Source organism: Pedobacter vanadiisoli (assembly GCF_042684385.1).
Lineage (GTDB): Bacteria > Bacteroidota > Bacteroidia > Sphingobacteriales > Sphingobacteriaceae > Pedobacter > Pedobacter vanadiisoli.
Window position 1 is genome coordinate 677,239 of record NZ_JBHULL010000007.1, and the last position, 21,491, is coordinate 698,729.

The window sequence follows — 21,491 nt, forward strand, 5'->3', positions numbered from 1 at the left end:
TAAATAAAAAATAATCTTTCATTTTTCTACTGACAAACAGCTGTCATAGGCCGGTTTTAGCTTTATTCTATTAAATAATAAAACAAAATATCAGCAACTATGATTACTAAAAGCGAATTACTGCAACATTGGTTAGGCCACAGAAAACTAACCAGAAAAACCATTGAAAAATTTCCGGAAAAAGAATTATTCGAATTTTCAATTGGCGGAATGAGACCTTTTGCAGCATTAATTAAAGAATTATTATCGATTGATGTTCCTGGTTTAAAAGAAATGGTTACCAGGGAAACAGCACCATTTAGCCACGATCTGCCTCTTCATACCAAAGCGGAGCTACTGGCAAAATGGGATGAAGATACCCCAAAAATCGAGGAGTATTTTAACCAGATCTCTGAAGATCAGTTTCACGAAACCATTAAATTATTCGGGCAGTACGAGTTTACGATACTTAGCCACCTCTTGTATTTCATTGATAACGAAATACACCATCGCGGCCAGGGCTTTGTATACTTAAGGGCATTGGGTATTGAGCCACCATTTTTTTGGGACCGGTATTAAGCATTAAGCAGTTGCTTGTTTATTCTCTTTAATCCAGATTCCATGATTTCAACCAGCTCATTATTTAAATGGGCTGGTTCTATAATTTCAGCTACATCAACAAATTTAATAAACCAGCGTACAAAGGAAACCACAGGCAGAGAACAGTCGAAATACATTACTACAAAATCACCTGATATTTCTTCTCCTGCAAACCCGAAAATCTGGCGGTCCCAATATAAATAATTCGCATACTTCCGGTCTACCCTGATTTTAATTTGCATCCTGTTTTCGGAAAAATCTTTATCGCGGAATTCATTAATTGGCGGGTGCGCAATGGTAAAATTATCCTGCAGCATTAATACCTTTTTAATCCTATCCAGTCTAAAATTGCGGTAATCTTTTCTTAAATGGCAATAGGCCAAAAGATACCAAAGATTATGTTCGTAGAATACGCCAATGGGCTCTACAGATCTGCCAACCTCATGAAGATCGCCACTTTTGACGTAGTGGATATGCGTTATTTTTTTCTTTATCGTACTATTGAGTAAAATATCGATAATATTGGGCAGGTAATCAATGGATTTAAAGTTTTTCTTAAGATGTATTGCGTCTTCCAAATGCAGAAAATCTCTTTTTTGATGCACCTGAAAAGAACTTTTTATTTTAATTAGTGCCGCCTCAAAATGTTTTTTAACAAATTCGGTTTCATGTTTCTGCATTACTTTTTCGGCAACCGTTAAACTGAGAATTTCTTCCTGGCTAAACCTCGATGGCTGTAACCTAAAGCCTTCCATAATCGAATAACCAGCCCCTGATTCATTTACAATAGGAATACCGGCAATCTCCAGCGCTTTTAAATCCCTGTAAATTGTCCTTAAGCTGATTTCGAACCGCTTTTGTAATTCTTCCGTACTTACTACAGATTTAGACTGCAGTAGAAAAAATATCTGTAGTATCCGGTCAAATCTTTTGGTAATATCCATGTTAAATGCAGGTATTTAATTAACAGCTAATTTAGCTGGTTTACCCTTAGCAGAGCATTACTTTGACGATAAATTTTCTGATGAACCGCACAAGTTAAGGAATTCCGTTTTGCAAAAAGTTCCTGAAACCAACAGGGCTTTGCGTTTGGTTTAAAATAAAAAAGCCTTAAAATTTACATTTAAGGCTTTGGTTCATTATAAGATTGGATAATCCTTCCTGTTTATGCTTTGATAAAGGCCAACAGGTCTTTATTTATCGTTGCTGCTTCGGTGGTTGGCATACCATGAGGGAAACCGGGATACGAGATCAGGGTTCCATTTTTTAAGAGTTTTACAGCTTTTGCCCCTGTAAGCTGGAAAGGCACAATCTGATCGTCTTCGCCATGCATTACGAGTACAGGAATATCTACACTTTTAAGGTCTTCGGTAAAATCTGTTTCAGAAAAGGCCTTAATACAATCATAATGTGCTTTTACAGCACCCATCATGCCCTGGCGCCACCAATTATCCCTAACGCCCTGCGATATTTTCGCACCTTCACGGTTATACCCATAAAAAGGTATGGTAAAATCCTGAAAGTATTGAGACCTGTTAAAGGCTGTACCTTCACGTATTTCATCGAACACAGCAAGTGGAATGCCATCAGGATTGGTGTTGTTTTGAACCATAATCGGTGTAACCGCACTAATTAATACTGCTTTGGCCACACGGCCTTTCCCATGTTTTGCCACATAACGGATCACTTCTCCGCCACCGGTAGAGTGCCCGATGTGTATGGCATCTTTTAAATCAAGTGCCTCTGTAAGCGCTGCAACATCAGCAGCATAAGTATCCATTTCATGCCCTACTGCTGTTTGGCTAGACCTTCCATGTCCGCGGCGATCATGTGCGATCACCCTGAAACCCTGTTTAAGGAAAAACATCATCTGTCCATCCCAATCATCACCAGATAATGGCCAACCGTGATGGAAAAAAAGTGGCTGTCCGGTTCCCCAATCTTTGTAATAAATTTCGGTTCCGTCTTTTACTGTAATCTTACTCATTGTTTTTGATTTTAGTAGGTGAAAAAAATCTGGATATGCGCATTAGATTGATTCTTAATGAATCTGCTCAAAAGAATTATACATTCTTAAAAGTCTTTTTTAAAACCTGAAAATAATAATTTAAAGTTCATTGATATACTTAGAACCTGCTATTTATTTATATGCTTATAATATTGATCTCACTAAGCCGCCCTCTACCCTAATGGCCGCTCCATTGGTTCCGGAGGCTAATGGACTTACATAAAAAGTAACGGCATTTGCAATTTCACTAACATCAAGAAAGCGTTGCAATAATGAGGTAGGCCTCATGTTCTTAAAGAAATCGGCTTCTACCTCAGCAACGGTGATATTTCCCGTTTTGGCTAAATCTTCAATAAAACCACCAACCCCTTTTGATTTTGTAGGGCCCGGCAAAATTGAATTAACCGTTACCTCAGAACCCTGACTTAACTCTGCCAGGCCTCGGCTAACCGCCAGCTGTGCAGTTTTAGTCATACCATAGTGGATCATTTCATCCGGAATAAATACTGCCGATTCACTGGAAATAAAGATAATCCTGCCCCAGTTTTTCTTTAACATTTTCGGAAATAGCTGCCGCGACAACCGGATTCCGCTCATCACGTTGACTTCAAAAAACCTGAACCAATCTTCATCACTGATCTCTTCAAAAGCTTTAGGTTCAAAAATGCCGGCATTATTAATCAGAATATCAATCTCGGGTAATTTATCAATCAAATTATTTACCTCATCAGCTTTCGAAAAATCAGCTGCAATGCCCGAAACGAATTCGGCGCCAGCAATACCTTGCAATGATTTTATGGCGTCATCTACACTGCTTTGCGATCGGCCATTGATGATTACCTTTACACCTTCTTTTAATAAACTTTCGGCAATTGCGAATCCGATACCCGCAGTAGAACCGCTTATAAAAGCTGTTTTATTCTTTAGCTGTAAATCCATTCTGTGATTTTTAAATAATGTTTCCGATAAAATTTAAATTGCCCAATGGCTAATACAAACTGAACAATTTTCTAGCTGAAAAGTGTCATAGAAATATGCTAAAATGAAACCACCAGGTAACAAATAAAACAGCAAATACAAAAACCGCTTTAAGGGCTGTTCATAAATCAATCTTTTACTCTAAGGCATTAAGCTGTGTAACCAATAACACGCCGCCAAGTGCTGCAGCCAGGAAAATCCCCTCATAAATCAACAAGCGCTTTTTCGTTTTCAAACCACGGTAAAAAGTATGTGCTGCAATTACACCAAGGCCAGCTAACTCAATATTCCGCTGCGTTTTTTTTGATGAATCTTTATGCTTGATTAAAGCAATGCGAAATAGTTCGTTTATTAAACCGATATTTTTCGAAATACCTCTTCTGACCTGTTTTTTACTGACTGATGTGCCTAATTTTTTAGCTGCACTTTGTAATCCTGTGGTGGTAATCTCATTAATTAAACGGGTTTTAGTATCTTTTTTTTCCATATTGCTCTTCATAGGTCTTATTATTTCAACCCCATTTGAGTGATATGGTTTTGATAAATTTGAGAAAATTTGGATAACCATTTATGATAAAATCACCAGATCAATATCTTTCATAACCAGATTTTTCAATAAACCATTAAAAACTGCCGTAGGTAAAATTACCTGAAAAATATTAAGATGGGATTTTATAGTACAGTTGGTAGTAATTGTCTTAGCGAGACACTAAGACTAGGAGAGAAATATAATTTAGAAAAAAAACGTTTTAACATCCTAAAAGTGTAAATAACTCCAATTTGAAGTAAACTATAAGCTATTTATCCCCGTATATGCTGATACTAAAACCTAAAAAATGTTCAGTATCAGCGGAAAAACAGAGGCAAAAATTGTAGCCTGGAAGGCACGGAATGGAATCAATATTTTGCGTATCTGCCTTGGTATAATATTTATTTGGTTTGGCCTACTGAAATTTTTCCCCGGTGTGAGCGCTGCAGAAGAAATTGCAGGTCGTACCATTCTTAAACTTACTTTTGGATTGGTAAAACCATCAATATCCGTGCCCATACTTGCCATTTGGGAGTGTATTATCGGTTTGGGTTTAATAACGAAAGCATGGCTTAGACTTACCCTGATCTTATTGTATATGCAGATGGCCGGAACATTTCTTCCGCTGATCTTTTTCCCGCACGAAACCTTCCATCATTCTGTGTTGGTGCCTACACTACTAGGTCAATATATTATCAAAAACTTTGTATTAATTTCTGGCGGAATTTTAATAGGCGCAACGCTTAAGGGCGAAAAGCTAATAAATAAGCTGGTGTTGGAAGAAAAGGCTGTAAAACTTGAAAAGCGCTTCGGCAGAATCAGGCGCATCATCAGAATGAAAACAGCGTAAAACCACAAACATTTATTTCACATTTTTAAAAAAATGTAGAGGGAAGCTTATTCATAATTTACACCTAGCGAAAAACAATTTATAAAACAGATTCTGTACAAATAAGGTCTGTTTTGTTTTTTAATAGCAGTTTATTTATTACTTAAGCTTTCAGATCCATGCAATGATGTTTTCCTCCTCTAAGAAAGAATCACCAAATCAATATCCTTCATCGCGAGATTCTTCAATAAACCATTAAAAACCGCTGTACGTAAAATTACCTGAAAAATATTTAGATGGGGTTTGCCGATACATATCGTGGTAATCTCCTTTTCGGAAGCGATATCTATAATTGTTTTGGTAATGGCGTTGCTTTTTATTTTTATTACTTCGGCACCCAGTTCAGTAGCCAGTTTAAAATGATTAATCAGGTGGCGTTGCTTATCCAGTTTAATACGTTCCAGGCTTTCACTATCGCTCTGCACGTACAGCACCATCCATGGCGATCGGTAATAGGAAGCGAGCCTTGCTGTTTTCCTGATTACTACCCCTGCAGTTTCTGCATTTGAAGAAATACAGGCCAAAAAACGTTCGGGCCTAAGTTTGATCGATTTGGGAATTTCGGTCTGGATTTTCCGTTCTACCTGGTGTACCACTTCTTTTAAGGCCAGTTCGCGCAGCTGAAGAATTTTATCAGACTGAAAAAAATTGCTCAATGCCCTCTCGATTTTTGATTGATCGTAGATTTTACCTTCTTTAAGGCGGGTAACCAGTTCATCAGCCGTAAGATCGATGTTTACGATTTCATCTGCAATCTCCAAAATCTTATCCGGGATCCTTTCAGTAACCACTACGCCTGTAATCTGCTCAATTTCTTCGTTAATGCTTTCCAGGTGCTGGATATTAACTGCCGAAATTACACTGATCCCCGCTTCGAGCAGATCGAAAACATCCTGCCAGCGTTTGGTATTTTTACTGCCTTCGGCATTGGTATGGGCAAGTTCATCTACAATAACAATCTCGGGATGGCGGTTCATAATCCCTTTCAGATCCATTTCTTCAATTTCTTTGCCCCGGTAAAAAATTTTCCGTCGCGGAATAACCGGAAGACCCGCAACAAGTGCCTCTGTTTCTGCCCTTTTATGCGTTTCGACATAACCAATGCAAATATCTACGCCATTTCGCAGCAATGCATGCGATTCTTGGAGCATCCGGTAAGTTTTACCCACACCGGCACTCATACCGATATAGATTTTGAGCTTTCCACGCCTCGATTTTTTAACCAGATCTAAAAAGTGCCTTACAGACTCTTCTTTTTGTTCTTCTTCCATAATATTTACCAGGTAACAGTCATTATTCCTTTTTCTATTAATATGGTGATGGCAACAATCATAATAAGGGCGAATAAAACCATCATAAATTTAAGCGAAATCTTTTTGAAAATCAGTTTGATCTGTTTTTCTGCTGCATAACTTCTCTTTATGTTGGATGTTCTTCTCCTTTTTAAGGAACTGAGTTTTCTGATCATCAGCATTCCAGAGATCGCTAAAAACAGGCTAAACAGAATTTCTATGTAAGGATGCATTGTTTTAATATTAAAATTATGCTAGTCTGACACGTTGAGCTTGTTGAAACGCTTTACCATACATTTTGGCTAGTTCTTCGACAAGCTCAGAATGACAAATCTTAATGAGTAATCGTCATTTCCAATTAAGTTGGAAATGACGAACTGCGTATTAAAACGATACTGCAATGCTTGCGGTTAGGCTGGCATTAGCGTTAACTGCATCGCCCTGCCTCGCAAAAATTTTATCCTTACTATCATAAGCTTTTCCTTCCAACCTCACAACAGCATTTGCAATTGGCGAATAATCAAGATTTAAAGAATATCCTTTTGTTTTAAAACCTTGTGGCGTGCCCGTGGCAATAAAAATTCCATTTTTGTCTTCATAATATTCAAACCTTCCGGCAACTGCCCATTTTGGTGCAAACTTGTATTGCGCAATAACGACAGGAGAAATCACTTCGCTTTTATCGCTACTGCCTTTTTGTTTCTGCTGCGTGCCATAATCAAATCCAAGGGTTACACCGAATTTATCAGTAAGCTGAAAGATACCATAAACATTATGGTAAAACCTGTTCACCCTCACCGAATCGGCCCCTTCCGTTCCAAGGTAATTGCTGTAATTTACGGTAATTTTATCTGTTGGTTTCCAGGTCAGCTGAAGTCCGCCGGCCGGTTTATTATTCCCATTCAGGCGGGTAATGCGCTGCCACCCGTTTAAGTATAATGCGCTAGCTGTAAATTTACCATCTTGGGTACCATAGGTAATTTTCGCACCCGATTCATAGTAAGGTGTATTTTCTGAAGAAATATTTCGGGTAAGTACCCAGCAATCTTTCGAAACCGCACTTTCGAAACCGATGTGCGAAGAAAAGATTCCGGCATCAATCCACAGATTTTCTGTTTTAGATAATTTCACCCCTGCATTTGCCTCAAAGATATTTTTCAGAACCCCTGGTTCGGCCGCAAGATTGGCATTAGCATAAGTTCCTGCCATTACCGCTAGGTTGGCCCTGATCATTCCGCTATCGTAAGCAGCCTTAATAAAACCAAGGTTCAGGTTTACTTCGTTTGTGCGGTTATGGGAATAAATAAAGCCAGGGCGATTATGGTCTGCAGGTTTATTAAAGTCGTATCCGTAATAGGCTTCAAGATAACCACTTATTTTAATTTTTGGTTCTTCTTGTGCTTTAACCAAGAATCCTGTGGTAAGCGTAGCGGCAAGTAAAAGAATTTTTTTCATTTTATCTGATTGTTTTGTATAGGGCAAAGCCTAAGGCCCAGGCTGTTGATACCAGACCTTAATGCATTACCATTGTTATTGTTTTGGGAAACTGATTGTTAATAAAGGGGTCGTCATCTCGACTGGAACGAAGTGGAATGGAGAGATCCTTAAACAAATAGTAAATCTCTCCGCTACGGTCTGGATGTCGGCATTACTAATTAAAGCTCATCAAGGGCAAGATTTAACTTTAATACATTTACCGATGAAGGGCCAAAAAGTCCCATAAATGGTTTCAGGGTATTCATAGCCACAAGTTCTTTCACTTTTTTAACATCGATTTTGCGGGCTGCAGCAACCCTTTGTACCTGAATGGCTGCACCTTGCTCAGAAATATTTGGATCAAGTCCGCTTCCTGATGCGGTAACCATATCTGCCGGAATATCCGATTTTTTAATGCCAGGATTATATTTCAATAACGTATCAATACGCGATTGTACTTCTTTTAAATAATCGGGGTTGGATGGCCCTTTGTTAGAACCTGCAGAACCTGCCGCATTGTAGGCTACAGCTGATGGTCGTCCCCAAAAATATTGAGGTTTGGTAAACGACTGACCCAATAATGCGTATCCTACGGTTTTACCATTTTTGGTGATTTTTTCTCCTCCACCATTTCCTTTAGATATTTTACTGATCAAGGCAACACTAACAGGATATACCACACATAACAATACCAATAATACAAGTGTTAAGCGGATTGATTGAATGATGTACTTTTTCATTTTTGTATTTTTTTAAATTTCCTTGGTGTCATGCTGAGGTACGAAGCATCTTTAGCAACTACTTCATTGATAAAGATTCTTCGCCACGCTCAGAATGACAGATTGTTTTACACAAACAGACCTACTAATAAATCAATTATTTTAATGCCTATAAATGGAGCTACCACACCACCGATACCATATATAAAAAGGTTTCTGCGAAGTAAAGCAGTAGCACCTATAGGTTTGTAAGCCACACCTTTTAATGCCAGCGGAATCAGGATAGGAATAATGATGGCATTAAAAATAACTGCCGACATAATAGCTGATTCTGGCGAATGCAGGTCCATAATGTTCAGGCTTTGCAAAGCAGGAATTGATGCGATAAACAAGGCTGGAACAATTGCAAAATATTTGGCCACATCATTGGCGATTGAAAAAGTGGTGAGGGTACCGCGGGTAATCAGCAATTGCTTACCAATTTCTACGATCTCGATCAGTTTTGTAGGATCGTTATCCAAATCGACCATGTTACCTGCTTCTTTTGCAGCTTGTGTTCCGCTGTTCATGGCTACACCCACATCGGCCTGTGCTAAAGCCGGGGCATCATTGGTACCGTCGCCCATCATGGCAACCAGCTTACCTATGGCCTGTTCGTCTTTAATGTAATTCATTTTATCTTCGGGTTTAGCCTCGGCAATAAAATCATCAACACCTGCTTTTTCTGCTATATATTTAGCTGTCAAAGGATTATCTCCAGTCACCATTACTGTTTTTACCCCCATTTTTCGCAGGCGTTCAAAACGTTCACTGATACCTGGTTTAATGATATCCTGCAATTCGATTACACCAAGGGCTTTTTCGTTTTCAGATACCACTAGCGGCGTTCCACCGTTGGTAGCAATTGTTTTTACGTGGTTTTCAATGTCGGATGGAAAGTGGTTTCCGGCTTTTTGTACAATATTCCTGATCGAATCGAAAGCACCTTTTCTGATCCTTCTTCCGTCGGCGGTATCTAACCCACTTGAACGGGTTTCAGCTGTAAATTTGATGAATGCTGATCCTTCAGGTGTTCCGGCAGATTTGAAACCTTGTTCGGCAGCCAGTTCAATGATCGATTTTCCTTCAGGGGTTTCATCTGCCAATGAGCTTAACACGCAGGCGTCGGTAAAAGCTTTAATGTTTACACCGGCAGTTGGATAAAAATTAGTCGCTTTACGGTTACCAATGGTAATGGTTCCGGTCTTATCTAAAAGCAATACATCAATATCGCCTGCAGTTTCTACAGCTTTACCCGATTTGGTAATTACATTTGCCCTTAATGCCCTGTCCATTCCGGCAATACCGATGGCAGATAAAAGTCCGCCAATGGTGGTTGGAATGAGGCATACAAAAAGCGAGATCAGGGCGGCAATAGTAATTGGTGTATTAGCGTAATCTGCAAAAGGTTTCAGTGTTACACAAACAATGATAAATACAAGGGTAAAACTGGCCAGCAAAATCGTTAAGGCAATTTCGTTAGGTGTTTTTTGACGTGAAGCACCTTCAACCAAAGCGATCATCTTGTCTAAAAAGCTTTCGCCGGGAGCAGTACTCACCTTAACTTTGATTTCATCAGATAAAACTTTTGTTCCACCTGTTACCGAAGATTTATCACCTCCAGATTCGCGGATTACCGGGGCAGATTCTCCGGTAATGGCCGATTCGTCAATAGTGGCAATACCTTCAATAATCTCTCCATCAGTTGGGATGGTATCGCCTGTTACACAGATAAACACATCGCCTTTTTTTAATTGGTTGGATGAACGGATTTCGATGGTCCCGTTTGCCAAAAGCACTTTAGCTGGTGTTTCTTCCCGGGTTTTGCGTAAACTATCGGCCTGTGCTTTGCCCCTGGCCTCCGCAATGGCTTCGGCAAAATTTGCAAACAATACTGTAAGCAACAGTACCAAAAAGATAAAGAAATTATATAAAGGTGATCCCTGTCCGCTCTTGCTGAAAGAGTATACCGTAACATAAGCCATAATCAGCGTACCGATTTCAACGGTAAACATTACGGGGTTCCGTACCATTACCCGCGGATCAAGCTTAATGAAAGATTGTTTTAGTGCGGTTTGCACCATGGCTGCTTCGAACAATTTATTATTGGGTTTCATTTTTTTATTCGTTATGTGATTTCACAGATTTAATTGATTTCACAGATTATTGTGTGGTTTGCTATTCTGGCCCATCAGGCTCAATGTGACAAACTCATTTATTTAAGCATGGTAAAATATTCTGCCAAGGGCCCTAAAGCCAATGCAGGGAAATAAGATAATGCGTTCAATACTAGGATCACGGCAAAAGTCATCAGTGCAAAGGTTTTGGTATCTGTTTTAAGTGTACCGGCCGATTCAGGGATGAATTTTTTGGCTCCCAGTAATCCGGCAATGGCAACCGGTCCGATAATGGGCAAGAAACGGCCTAAGAAAATTACAATACCTGTAGACAGATTCCAAAACATATTGTTATCTCCCAGTCCTTCAAATCCAGAGCCGTTGTTGGCGTTCGATGAAGTCATTTCGTACAGCATTTCAGAGAATCCGTGAAAACCTGGGTTATTGAGCCAGTTTTTAGGCTGAACAGCCCATGCGGCATTGCCATGATTGGTGAAGATATAGCTTGCCACAGCTGTGCCGGCAAGAATGAGGAACGGACTGAGTAAAGTGATAATGGCTGCAATCTTAATTTCCCTGGCTTCTACCTTATGCCCAAGAAACTCTGGTGTTCTTCCTACCATCAAACCTGAAATAAATACGGCAACAATCAGGTAAATGAAGTAATTCAGCAAACCTACCCCACAGCCTCCGTAAAATGAATTGATCATCATTCCTAGTAACTGCCATGTACCTGACATCGGCATGCTGCTATCGTGCATACTATTCACAGAACCTGTAGAAATAATGGTAGTTACCGTTGCCCAATAGGCTGAAGCGGCAGGACCAAAGCGCACTTCTTTTCCTTCCATTGCCCCGGTAGTTTGAGAAATGCCCATTTTCGCCAAGGCCGGGTTTCCTCCCAGTTCTGAGCTTAGCATAGGAATGAGCAACATAAACAAACCAATGGTCATCACCCCAAAGATTGTCCAGGCTAATTTTTTCCTGCGGATAAAATAACCGAAAGCAATTACCATTGCAACAGGAATGATTACCTGCGCAATCAGTTCAACCATATTGGTAAAATAACTTGGATTTTCAAATGGATGCGCAGAATTGGCGCCGAAATACCCTCCACCATTTGTACCCAGGTGTTTAATGGCAATCATTTGGGCAGCAGGCCCTCTTGAAACATGCACCGTATCGCCTTGAAGGGAAATAAATTGATCTTTACCCTCATAGCTTGCCGGAGTGCCGTTAAAACTTAAGATTAAGGCCATCACAAAAGATAGAGGCAATAATAAACGGGTAATTGATTTTACAAAAAATTCCCAGAAATTACCTAGCTCTGTTGTGGTTTTATCCCTAAAAGCCTTAAAAAACACTACGGCAGCGGCAATACCTGTTGCTGCACTTACAAATTGAAGAAACATGAGCACGTATTGCTGGGTGAGGTAACTTACGCCACTCTCGCCCGAATAATGCTGGAGATTACAGTTGGCAACAAAACTGATAATGGTATTAAAAGCAAGATCCGGTGTCATACCCGGATTTCCATCGGGATTAAAAGGGAGCTTATCCTGAAAAATGAGTACAAAGAAACCATAAACCAACCATAATATATTAATGGTAAGCAGTGCTTTTAACTGCTGTTTCCAGTTCATCTGTTCCTTAATGTTAATTCCGGAAAGCTTGTAAATACCATTTTCCAATGGCTTTAAAAAATCTGTCCAGACTTTTTCTCCTGCAAAAACCTTAGCCAGGTATTTACCCAATGGTATTGCAATAACCATGGTAAGCAGGAAAGTGGCAATAATGCCTGTTAATTCAGTGTTCATTTTTTTAATTTGTTAATGTCCTCTACAGAGGTGGGATTAAAATTTTTCGGGTTTGATCAGCACGTAGATCATATAGATAAATACGGCGATTGCGATGATGAATAATGCGATCATAATGTTAGATTTTTTCGAACCAATCGATTGATTTATAAGTAGCCCAGCAGAGCAGGACTAAGATTAAAAAAAGTAATATTGTCATGATTGTTATGATTTTACAAGCCAATAGCCAACTCTCATACCACAAAAGACACTACCCCAACAAACACCTGATAAACAACAAGTTAATAAAATTATTTTAAATAAATTAAAATGAAGCAAAAAAAACCATTCCAAAATGGAAAGGTTTTTTTCAAATTGGTACCTGCAATAGTGTTCAATTCCATCTGCAAAGGTTCCTTGTTTTGTTGCCCCTGATTTATATCGGGCATAAGTAACACAAATAATAATCGTTATAATGACGATTATTGTTTAAATTAGAAAAAAATTCTAACCAGGTAAAATTGAACTCAAATGATCACTCCTCTTACAACTGGAATGCTTTTATCGCTTATGCATTCAAAAATAATACAACTCATTAAAAAAGAGACTGAGGCACCGGCCTGTAAATTGAATTTAACGATTAAATTTTAACAGAATATGGAAAGAAAATTTTGGCTTCTTGCGGCGCTGATATTAGTAGTAACCAAGGCATTTGCTATAAATAAAGAAACAAAAAATGAGCCTGATTCCGCTTATTTATTTGCTTACAATGCAAACGGACTTCGATTTGCCTGGAGTTTAGACAAACAGCACTGGACTCCCATAGGGAACGATTATACCTATCTGAAAAGCGATTATAGCCGATGGGGTAGCGAAAAAAGAATGATAACTCCTTTTTTGATCCAGGGCAAAAATGGCCTTTGGGTATGTATTTGGAGCCTGAACGACCGTACACTGCAGTTTGCCACCTCAAGCTCGAAAGATCTTGTAAGCTGGGGGCCGCAAAACTATCCCTACGTTAATCAGGGTAAAAATGTTTTACGTCCGACTATTGATTATAATGGCAAACTTGATGAATATACCGTAACCTATACAGATGCCAATGGAAAATATTTTCAGACCAAAAGCAAAGATTTAATCCATTACAGTGCCGTAAAAGAAGTGCCTGCCACAACTTATCTGAATAGCAGTACATCTGTTAATATACCCCATGCAGTTAATGGTCAGATGCACCGTTTATCGTGGAAAGTTATTTTGGGTTTAAAAAAAGCCTATGAACTAAAAGATTATAAAAGGAAACAGGATAGCGAAACCACTAAAGACGATGCACAGCGTTTTGCGGGTCTTAAAAGTGTGGAAGCAAAAATAACTTTCCAGCCAGATCGAGCAAAAACGATCAGCAATATGCTAACAGGTGTATTTTTCGAGGATTTAAATTATGCAGCTGATGGCGGCTTATATGCCGAACTGATTCAAAACCGGGATTTTGAATATCACCCCCGCGATAAAGAATACCATGACAAAAACTGGAACAGCAGTTATGCCTGGGTACTTAAGGGTGAGCGTGCCACCATGAAAATAGATTCAATTTCGCCCATTCACCCCAATAACCTGCATTATGCGGTTTTAGATATCCCACATGCCGGAGCATCCATTGTCAATACCGGTTTTGATGGAATAGCGTTAAAAAAGGGCGAAGCTTACGATTTTTCCTTATCAGCAAAATTATTGAATACAAAAAAAATGAACCTCGAAGTGAGGCTGGTAAGTGATAAACAGGGCATTTTGGCTAAATCGAACTTAAACATCAGTTCAGACAGCTGGAAAACAGCGGCTTTACCTTTGGTATCTTCTGCTGATGCGACCGATGCAAAACTCGAAATCGTGATGAATAGTCCTGGCCGTATGGCAATTGATATGGTTTCGTTATTTCCGAAAAATACGTTTAAAGGCCGAAAAAATGGGTTAAGGGCCGATCTGGCACAAACCATCGGAGATATACATCCCCGTTTTGTACGTTTTCCGGGAGGTTGCCTTGCGCACGGCGATGGGATAGCCAACATCTACAAATGGAAAAACTCAATAGGCCCTTTAGCTGCACGTAAACCAGATAGAAACCTTTGGGGTTATCATCAAACCATGGGGCTTGGTTATTACGAGTATTTTCAGTTCTGCGAAGATATTGGCGCTGCACCTGTTCCGGTAATTGCCGCTGGTGTACCCTGTCAAAATTCGGCTACAGGTGGTGGTGGACAACAGGGCGGTATACCTATGAGTGAAATGGGCCAGTATATACAAGATATAGTAGATTTAATAGAATATGCCAATGGTGATGTAAAAACCGAATGGGGAAAGAAACGTGCTGAAGCAGGCCACCCAAAACCCTTTAACCTGAAGTATATAGGCATTGGCAACGAAGATCAGATTACCGAAGTATTTGCCGAACGGTTTACCATGATCTATAAAGCCCTGAAAAAATCGCATCCCGAAATCACCGTTATCGGTACGGCGGGTCCGTTTTTCGAAGGAACAGATTATGAAGCCGGCTGGCAAATCGCATCAAACCTTAACGTTCCCATTATCGACGAACATTATTACCAATCGCCGGGCTGGTTTATCAACAACCAAAATTTTTACGACAGTTACGATAGGTCTAAATCTAAAGTTTACCTGGGCGAATATGCTGCAAGTTTACCCGGCGGCAATAGAACTAACCTGGAAACCTCTCTTGCTGAAGCATTATATTTAATTTCACTTGAGCGTAATGGTGATGTGGTAAGTATGGCCTCATACGCACCACTGATTGCGAAAGAAGGGCATACACAGTGGAATCCTGATCTGATTTATTTTAACAATACGGAGGTAAAACCAACGATCGGTTATTTCGTACAACAATTATACGGACAGAATGCCGGAGAGGTATATATTCCATCAACGGTGGCCCTTTCTTCCAACCAGGAAAGCGTAAACAAGCGGATTGCCTGTTCTATGGTAAAGGATGCTAAAACAGGTGATTTGATAGTTAAATTGGTTAATCTCCTTCCTGTTAGCGTAAACACTTCACTTGATATCAATCAGCAGCAGCTTGGAAAAAAAGCCGTTAAAACTGTACTTACTGGAAACCCAACTGATGATAAGGCTGTTCCGGTAACCGCAATTATCAGTACAGATGCAATCAGGCAGCTTGAACTACCAGCCTATTCTTTTACCGTTTTAAGACTTAAGGCGCAATAGTTTTTCAGTGAATAGAGTAAAAAAGGCTTAATCATAAATTTATAACGGTCATCTTGAGCCCTTCGAAAGACCGGCGATAATACTGTTTGAGGCGCTTCGATAATTCGCCAGGTCCGGAATAAGCTGAACTTAAGGTGTCAGGATCCAGGAAAACTTGTCTGATGATACAGTTATCCAAAATTCGGCTACTGCAGTTTCATGGGTAAAACAGATATTATTAAAACGAAAAAGCCACGATGTTTTATCGTGGCTTATACTAATCAACTAAACCTTATAAATACTAACCAAATATTTATACCTCAAAAGTAGATCATGCTTATTAATTTCAAATTAAGTTGGCGTTAAATACAAGAAATTAACTTACCCCCCTTCCAATGAGTCTTCAACCTGTGTTTTTTAGCCGCAAGAGCAGGCTTTAAAAGAATAGTTATTTATGGCTATATTGCGGCAAAATCGTTATGAACAGCTTCAAAAACGCTTATTTTAATAAACTTTCATCATTTCTATTAAAAAAGGAATGCCTTATTGCCGTTTATCTCCTGCTAGCCATAATTGCAGGCTTTAAGCAATACCACCATCACACCTATAACAATTATTTGATATTCAAATATGTTTACTGGCACACTCTCGACCTTCAGAATTTATACAACAATTATCCCGAATACCAGGACAGTAACCACTATGGCCCGGTATTTTCAATTTTTATAGCACCTTTTGCCTTATTACCTGATGGTTTGGGCTGCATACTTTGGAACATAGCCAATGTTGTGATATTGCTTTTAGGAATTTATAGCCTGCCGATATCACTTAACAAACGAACAATAATTGCGTGGATCTGTGTACACGAAGCGTTAACTGCACTCTTTAGCTTTCAGTTTAACATTGCCTTAACAGGATTAATATTGCTAAGTTTCTCCTACCTGGTTAAAAAGAAAGAAGTGCAATCGGCTTTTTTCATCGCCATTGGTACAATGATTAAACTTTATGGGATTGTTGGCCTGGCATTTTTCTTTTTTACCAGGAATAAGTTAAAATTTATAGCAGCTTGCTTTATCGCGTTTCTGGTACTATTTATCCTGCCCATGGTTATTTCATCACCGGCATTTGTGGTTCAGTCTTATGCAGACTGGTACCATTCACTTGCTCATAAAAATGACCTGAATGCATCATTAACTTCATTCCAGGATATTTCCTTAATGGGGATTGTAAGAAGAACAACAGGAAATATTAACCTCCCGAATGCTCCGTTTTTATTAGCTGGCCTTGTCCTGTTTGGTTTGCCTTACCTACGGACTAAGCAATATAAACATATTGGCTATAGGTTAATGTTATTGGCATCCACCTTAATTTTTACGGTTATATTCAGCAGCGGATCAGAATCGCCTACTTATATTATTGCTTTTGCAGGTGTTGCAATTTGGTTTATGGTACAGCAGAACCCTAAAAAAGGCTGGGCAATCGCTTTGTTTATTTTTGCTTTTATATTAACCAGTTTATCACCAACCGATATTTTTCCGAGGCCGGTTAAAGAATTTATTCGTCTATATTCGCTTAAAGCCCTACCTTGCGTTATCATTTGGCTAACTATAATTTATCAAATGATGAAAGAAGATTTTGAATCTTATCTGATTACCGATAAATGAATAAATTAGTTTCTATAGTAATCCCTGCTTACAACGAAGCCGACAATATTTTTGTAATAGCCGAAAGTATTAAAAAAGTTTTTTCGGCCATCAATTATGATTATGAAATTATACTGGTAGATGATGGAAGTGCCGATCATACGCTCGAAAAAATAAAGGATTACGCTTCAACAGCAAATAATATATTTTTCCTTGAGTTTTCTAAGAATTTTGGTCACCAATTGGCTGTTAAGGCCGGTATGGACCACGCTTTTGGCGATTGCGTAATTTCCATGGACTGCGATATGCAACATCCCCCTGAGTTGATTCCGGAAATGTTAAAAAAATGGCAGGAAGGTTTCGAAGTGGTATACACCATTAGGGAGGAAGATAAAAATTTATCAAAAGGAAAAAGAAGCTCATCAAACTTATTCTACAAAACCTTAAACTGGTTATCTGATATCGATTTGGAGGCAGGAGCTGCCGATTTTCGTTTACTTGATCAAAAAGTGGTGAGTGTTTTCAGAAATTTCCATGAAAATGAACCATTTTTACGCGGTTTGGTAAAATGGCTTGGTTTTAAGCAGTTTGCTATTCGCTACAATCCTGCGGCACGTTTTTCAGGGCAAAGCAAATACACCTTAAAAAAAATGTTCAGGCTGGCCTTACATGGTGTAACTTCTTTTAGCATAAAACCACTCTACTCTGCGGTTTACCTGGGGTTTATTCTTTCATTTGCATCAGTACTGTATATTCCTTACATTATTTATGCCTTTGTAAATCATGTTGAGGTTTCTGGCTGGGCATCGGTAATCATGACTATTGTCTTTTTTGGAGGCTTACAGCTCATTATTTTGGGTATAATAGGTATCTATGTAGGTAAGATGTTTATGCAGACTAAAAACCGTCCTAATTATATTATCCGTTCAACCAATATTCAACAAAAATAAAATGGTACTGCTCAGTTTTGATATCGAAGAGTTTGATATGCCTTTCGAATATGGGAAAGATATTTCTTTCGAAGATCAGATTGCCATCTCGAGAGCAGGTACAATTGCCATTTTAGATATTTTAGATAAATACGAAATAAAGGCTACTTTTTTTTGTACTGTTACTTTTGCTGAAAATATTCCCGACCTGATTAAACGGATTACTGAAACAGGGCACGAGCTCGCTTCGCATGGTTATTACCATTCGGATTTTAAACCTGAACATTTGCTCCAGTCAAAACTAAAGCTCCAAGAACTTTCAGGGAAAGAGATTACAGGTTACCGTATGGCCAGAATGATGCCTGTTGATGAAAAAGAGATTGAAAAGGCCGGATATACCTATAATACTTCCATCAATCCGACTTACTTACCAGGGCGCTATAATAACTTCAATATTTCGCGAACACATTTTATTAAAGGCAACGTATTGCAGATTCCCGCTTCGGTAAGTCCGGTTGTGAGGTTTCCCTTATTTTGGCTATCATTTCATAATTTGCCTCTAAGTATTTATAAAACACTCGCCAGCTGGACCTATAAAAAAGATAAGTACCTGAACATCTATTTTCATCCATGGGAATTTACCGATTTAAATGATTTCGAACGTTTTGGTTTCCCGGCTTATGTAAGGAAGAATACAGGTATAAAAATGATCGAACGTATGGAACTGCTCATCGCCTGGATGAAGCGCAAAAATTATCCTTTCGGTACCTTTCAAGCGTTTATTAAAAATTTGGCCCAATAAGTTCTTATTATTTTTTTGCGTTTAAGGCCGTTACCGAAGTGCTTAGCCCCGGGCAAAGCAGCATCCCCCGAAACACAGTGAAGGGATATAGCGGAGCACGGGAACAAACCTAAATAGCTGTAATGGCTTTGCGCTTCTAAAAAAATAGCTTTAAAGGCTTATTTGTAATTTTCGGCCAATTTTAAAGCATTGTAAGCATTAACAATCCCTCCGCTAACACATATTTCGTTAAAAAGCACCCTGACGTTTTCGCCTTTTTCATTTTTGTATTTTATCTTGTGTGCCACTTTAGAAACAGATTTCATAATAAGCTCTCTTACCTGTGCAGGTTTTAAATCAGGGTAATAGCTTAAGATTAATGCCGCCAAACCAGCAACAACAGGCGAAGCCATACTTGTTCCATCCGCTTCTTCGTATTTATTGCCGGGAACTGTAGATTTAATCATGAATCCGGGGGCAAAAACATCTACCGTGTATTTTCCATAATTAGAAAAATCGGCTTTCAGGTTATCATCATCTTTGTAGGCACTTGCGCCAACTTCGATCCAGTTACTGGCATGCGGGAGATTAAATTTTACAGTATCGATGGGTATAGGCTTTACCAATGCCGATCGATCGTAAGGTGGTCTCATGCCCATTCCATTGTTTTGTGGCATGGCCACAGGCGGGGTAAAATCGGGTTTACTGGGCTTTTTGTGTGCCGTTTTATATGCATCAGCTTCTTTAGAATCAAAAAATTTATTGGGATAGTTCTCTTCTAGATCATTATTCTGGTTATCGTTACCGGCAGCGTGCACCAATAAAACTCCTTTTTGTTCCGCATATTTAACTGCTGAGTCTACAGCTTTTTTATCCCATTTATAACTTTTACCAAAACTCATGTTAATTACCCTGGCGCCATTGTCTACAGCATAGCGAATACCATTAGCTACGTCCTTATCCCGTTCATCACCAGTAGGCACTACCCTAATGGCCATAATACGCACATTATTGGCAACGCCCAAAATGCCTAAAGAATTTGTTCTGTCAGCACCAATAATTCCCGATACGTGCGTGCCGTGAAAAGCATCAGGGCCTTTCACATCATTATTCCCATAATCTTTTTGATAAGAATTGCTATAATCGTCTCCTACCAGTTCTGCACGCATATCATATTTAGGGTTTAAGTTGTATTTCAGCATTGCATCGTACTGCTTGTACCCTTCTTTTATATTTTTATAAAACTTCTCGAAACTGCCGTCTTCTTTAGCCCCTTTTCTGATAATTGTTTTCACTTGTTCTTCGGTCTCATCATCTGCCTTATACTGGTCGATATCGGCTAAAGTGGGGATTTCTTTTTTATTGATTTTGGCAACAGAATCTAAAACTTTGTTAATGGCGATCAGTACCGAAAAAGTATTGCTGGCATCTTCGTATTTTTTACCGAAATTGCCAACCATTTTCTTATAGAGTTTAAATTCTTCCTTTTGTGTACTGTCCAAAGGTGTTAAATTGGTGGTTGACTGGTATTTTGGCCTATAAATTCTTAACAACCTAACCAGTTCCAGGTTATCGAACTCCAGGTTTCCTTTTTTAGAGCCTATAAAATTCCAGCCATGAATATCATCAATGTATCCATTACCATCATCATCTATTCCATTCCCGGGGATCTCTTTTTTATTCGTCCATAACACCTGTTTGAGATCGGGGTGTTCTGTATCTACGCCACCATCAATTACCGCTACAATGATATTTTGCTTAGGTTTTTTATCTTTTAAAAGTTCACGATAGGCTTTTTCTGTGCTGATGCCGAAATATCCATTCTCCTGTAAATCGAGATTAAACCAATTTGCAGGAAGCTGTACATTTTTACTCTGGGCAAAAGCGCTAAGGTTTAGGCAGAAAATAAAAACAAGAAAAGTTAATTTCTTAAGGTTAGCGTTCATCATAACATTAAGTACGTAATGTTACAATAATACGGTTTTATTGCCTTGAGGATATAAGATTTTACATTTTTTAACAAGAGAGGAGCAATATTTATTGGAGCGCAATTTCCAGTTCTTTTGGGTAGGGTTCCGTCCTGCCGTACGCTGCAATCCTTTTGGGGAACATTGCCGGTATAAGTAACCCCCTGTGTCCAAAAGGGATTTCTGCTGCCATCAGGGCTATTATTGAGGGGCCTGCTGCCACCGAATTTCTATTATGGCATTCATTAAGGTCACTTCCTTTAATCAAGCAATTTAACTGCCTTACTCCTCTTAACTCCTTAATGGTTTAAAACTTGCTTAAAGGAAAAAAGACTAAAGTTACGCTTTGGTATCTAAGCTTTCGTCTTTAAGCTTTGGTCTTTCCGCTTTGGTCTTTCCACTCACCCCCCCCCTAAAACAAGAAGACCCTTCATCATTTCTGATAAAGGGTCTCTTTTAAGATCTGGCACCGACCTACTCTCCCACGTGTTACCGCAGTACCATCGGCTCTGGTGGGCTTAACTTCTCTGTTCGGA

At 39.1% G+C, this 21,491-nt stretch carries 18 protein-coding genes and 1 rRNA gene; 6 read left to right on the forward strand and 13 right to left on the reverse strand.

Annotated elements, in window-relative coordinates; all coding sequences use genetic code 11:
* Positions 1-99: 99 nt before the first annotated feature.
* Complete coding sequence (locus ACFSR6_RS08580) at positions 100-558, forward strand: DinB family protein (RefSeq protein ID WP_379077642.1); 459 nt, start codon at positions 100-102, stop codon at positions 556-558.
* Here the strand turns inward: ACFSR6_RS08580 and ACFSR6_RS08585 are convergent.
* From ACFSR6_RS08585 to ACFSR6_RS08600, 4 genes are all read right to left on the reverse strand, one after another.
* Positions 555-1,523 carry a helix-turn-helix transcriptional regulator gene (locus ACFSR6_RS08585; RefSeq protein WP_379077645.1) on the reverse strand — a complete coding sequence of 323 codons (969 nt, stop codon included), beginning with the start codon at positions 1,521-1,523 and terminating at the stop codon, positions 555-557. The genes ACFSR6_RS08580 and ACFSR6_RS08585 overlap by 4 nt on opposite strands.
* Positions 1,524-1,744: 221 nt before the next feature.
* Positions 1,745-2,566, reverse strand: coding sequence for an alpha/beta fold hydrolase (locus ACFSR6_RS08590; RefSeq protein ID WP_379077648.1), 822 nt, complete (start codon positions 2,564-2,566; stop codon positions 1,745-1,747).
* Between the two features lie 165 nt (positions 2,567-2,731).
* Positions 2,732-3,526 (reverse strand): SDR family NAD(P)-dependent oxidoreductase, encoded by a 795-nt coding sequence (locus ACFSR6_RS08595; protein WP_379077651.1) that lies wholly within the window; start codon positions 3,524-3,526, stop codon positions 2,732-2,734.
* Positions 3,527-3,701: 175 nt separating this feature from the next.
* Positions 3,702-4,133: a hypothetical protein gene (locus tag ACFSR6_RS08600; protein ID WP_379077654.1), complete on the reverse strand. Its 432-nt coding sequence runs from the start codon at positions 4,131-4,133 to the stop codon at positions 3,702-3,704.
* Between the two features lie 268 nt (positions 4,134-4,401).
* Between ACFSR6_RS08600 and ACFSR6_RS08605 the strand changes: the two genes are divergently transcribed.
* Positions 4,402-4,944, forward strand: a complete 543-nt coding sequence (locus tag ACFSR6_RS08605) for a DoxX family membrane protein (protein ID WP_379077657.1) — start codon at positions 4,402-4,404, stop codon at positions 4,942-4,944.
* Between the two features lie 179 nt (positions 4,945-5,123).
* On the opposite strand, the gene ACFSR6_RS08610 is transcribed toward ACFSR6_RS08605, so the two are convergent.
* The 7 genes from ACFSR6_RS08610 to ACFSR6_RS08640 all read right to left on the reverse strand — a co-directional run bounded on the left by ACFSR6_RS08610 (position 5,124) and on the right by ACFSR6_RS08640 (position 12,557).
* Entirely contained in the window at positions 5,124-6,254 is a 1,131-nt protein-coding gene (locus tag ACFSR6_RS08610) for a sensor protein KdpD (RefSeq protein WP_379077660.1), read from the reverse strand.
* 5 nt (positions 6,255-6,259) lie between these two features.
* On the reverse strand, positions 6,260-6,508 hold the full coding sequence (locus ACFSR6_RS08615) for a hypothetical protein (protein ID WP_379077663.1): 249 nt from the start codon (positions 6,506-6,508) through the stop codon (positions 6,260-6,262).
* Between the two features lie 151 nt (positions 6,509-6,659).
* Positions 6,660-7,730 carry a porin gene (locus ACFSR6_RS08620; RefSeq protein ID WP_379077666.1) on the reverse strand — a complete coding sequence of 357 codons (1,071 nt, stop codon included), beginning with the start codon at positions 7,728-7,730 and terminating at the stop codon, positions 6,660-6,662.
* A 200-nt stretch (positions 7,731-7,930) separates the two neighbouring features.
* Positions 7,931-8,491: a K(+)-transporting ATPase subunit C gene (locus tag ACFSR6_RS08625; RefSeq protein WP_379077669.1), complete on the reverse strand. Its 561-nt coding sequence runs from the start codon at positions 8,489-8,491 to the stop codon at positions 7,931-7,933.
* A 107-nt stretch (positions 8,492-8,598) separates the two neighbouring features.
* Entirely contained in the window at positions 8,599-10,626 is a 2,028-nt protein-coding gene (gene kdpB / locus ACFSR6_RS08630) for a potassium-transporting ATPase subunit KdpB (RefSeq protein WP_379077672.1), read from the reverse strand.
* A 98-nt stretch (positions 10,627-10,724) separates the two neighbouring features.
* Positions 10,725-12,443 (reverse strand): potassium-transporting ATPase subunit KdpA, encoded by a 1,719-nt coding sequence (kdpA, locus tag ACFSR6_RS08635; RefSeq protein WP_379077675.1) that lies wholly within the window; start codon positions 12,441-12,443, stop codon positions 10,725-10,727.
* Positions 12,444-12,479: 36 nt separating this feature from the next.
* Positions 12,480-12,557, reverse strand: coding sequence for a potassium-transporting ATPase subunit F (locus ACFSR6_RS08640; RefSeq protein WP_082035969.1), 78 nt, complete (start codon positions 12,555-12,557; stop codon positions 12,480-12,482).
* A 522-nt stretch (positions 12,558-13,079) separates the two neighbouring features.
* Here ACFSR6_RS08640 and ACFSR6_RS08645 point away from each other — a divergent pair.
* From ACFSR6_RS08645 to ACFSR6_RS08660, 4 genes are all read left to right on the forward strand, one after another.
* Complete coding sequence (locus tag ACFSR6_RS08645) at positions 13,080-15,656, forward strand: alpha-L-arabinofuranosidase C-terminal domain-containing protein (RefSeq protein ID WP_379077678.1); 2,577 nt, start codon at positions 13,080-13,082, stop codon at positions 15,654-15,656.
* A gap of 458 nt (positions 15,657-16,114) precedes the next feature.
* Positions 16,115-17,299, forward strand: a complete 1,185-nt coding sequence (locus ACFSR6_RS08650; protein WP_379077681.1) for a glycosyltransferase family 87 protein — start codon at positions 16,115-16,117, stop codon at positions 17,297-17,299.
* Complete coding sequence (locus ACFSR6_RS08655; protein WP_379077684.1) at positions 17,296-18,228, forward strand: glycosyltransferase family 2 protein; 933 nt, start codon at positions 17,296-17,298, stop codon at positions 18,226-18,228. Before ACFSR6_RS08650 ends, ACFSR6_RS08655 begins: the two co-directional genes overlap by 4 nt.
* A 1-nt stretch (position 18,229) precedes the next feature.
* Positions 18,230-19,009 carry a polysaccharide deacetylase family protein gene (locus tag ACFSR6_RS08660; protein ID WP_379077687.1) on the forward strand — a complete coding sequence of 260 codons (780 nt, stop codon included), beginning with the start codon at positions 18,230-18,232 and terminating at the stop codon, positions 19,007-19,009.
* Between the two features lie 158 nt (positions 19,010-19,167).
* On the opposite strand, the gene ACFSR6_RS08665 is transcribed toward ACFSR6_RS08660, so the two are convergent.
* A complete protein-coding gene (locus tag ACFSR6_RS08665; protein ID WP_379077690.1) occupies positions 19,168-20,934 on the reverse strand; it encodes a S8 family serine peptidase in 1,767 nt (588 codons plus the stop codon).
* Between the two features lie 482 nt (positions 20,935-21,416).
* Positions 21,417-21,491: ribosomal RNA gene (gene rrf, locus ACFSR6_RS22525) — 5S ribosomal RNA — on the reverse strand; the annotation flags it as partial.

Excerpts from the sequence above, each read along its gene's own strand:
- ACFSR6_RS08580 (WP_379077642.1), top strand. The coding sequence starts at position 100 with ATGATTACTAAAAGCGAATTACTGCAACATTGGTTAGGCCACAGAAAA.
- ACFSR6_RS08585 (WP_379077645.1), bottom strand. The coding sequence starts at position 1,523 with ATGGATATTACCAAAAGATTTGACCGGATACTACAGATATTTTTTCTA.
- ACFSR6_RS08590 (WP_379077648.1), bottom strand. The coding sequence starts at position 2,566 with ATGAGTAAGATTACAGTAAAAGACGGAACCGAAATTTATTACAAAGAT.
- ACFSR6_RS08595 (WP_379077651.1), bottom strand. The coding sequence starts at position 3,526 with ATGGATTTACAGCTAAAGAATAAAACAGCTTTTATAAGCGGTTCTACT.
- ACFSR6_RS08600 (WP_379077654.1), bottom strand. The coding sequence starts at position 4,133 with ATGGTTATCCAAATTTTCTCAAATTTATCAAAACCATATCACTCAAAT.
- ACFSR6_RS08605 (WP_379077657.1), top strand. The coding sequence starts at position 4,402 with ATGTTCAGTATCAGCGGAAAAACAGAGGCAAAAATTGTAGCCTGGAAG.
- ACFSR6_RS08610 (WP_379077660.1), bottom strand. The coding sequence starts at position 6,254 with ATGGAAGAAGAACAAAAAGAAGAGTCTGTAAGGCACTTTTTAGATCTG.
- ACFSR6_RS08615 (WP_379077663.1), bottom strand. The coding sequence starts at position 6,508 with ATGCATCCTTACATAGAAATTCTGTTTAGCCTGTTTTTAGCGATCTCT.
- ACFSR6_RS08620 (WP_379077666.1), bottom strand. The coding sequence starts at position 7,730 with ATGAAAAAAATTCTTTTACTTGCCGCTACGCTTACCACAGGATTCTTG.
- ACFSR6_RS08625 (WP_379077669.1), bottom strand. The coding sequence starts at position 8,491 with ATGAAAAAGTACATCATTCAATCAATCCGCTTAACACTTGTATTATTG.
- kdpB (WP_379077672.1), bottom strand. The coding sequence starts at position 10,626 with ATGAAACCCAATAATAAATTGTTCGAAGCAGCCATGGTGCAAACCGCA.
- kdpA (WP_379077675.1), bottom strand. The coding sequence starts at position 12,443 with ATGAACACTGAATTAACAGGCATTATTGCCACTTTCCTGCTTACCATG.
- ACFSR6_RS08640 (WP_082035969.1), bottom strand. The coding sequence starts at position 12,557 with ATGATCGCATTATTCATCATCGCAATCGCCGTATTTATCTATATGATC.
- ACFSR6_RS08645 (WP_379077678.1), top strand. The coding sequence starts at position 13,080 with ATGGAAAGAAAATTTTGGCTTCTTGCGGCGCTGATATTAGTAGTAACC.
- ACFSR6_RS08650 (WP_379077681.1), top strand. The coding sequence starts at position 16,115 with ATGAACAGCTTCAAAAACGCTTATTTTAATAAACTTTCATCATTTCTA.
- ACFSR6_RS08655 (WP_379077684.1), top strand. The coding sequence starts at position 17,296 with ATGAATAAATTAGTTTCTATAGTAATCCCTGCTTACAACGAAGCCGAC.
- ACFSR6_RS08660 (WP_379077687.1), top strand. The coding sequence starts at position 18,230 with ATGGTACTGCTCAGTTTTGATATCGAAGAGTTTGATATGCCTTTCGAA.
- ACFSR6_RS08665 (WP_379077690.1), bottom strand. The coding sequence starts at position 20,934 with ATGAACGCTAACCTTAAGAAATTAACTTTTCTTGTTTTTATTTTCTGC.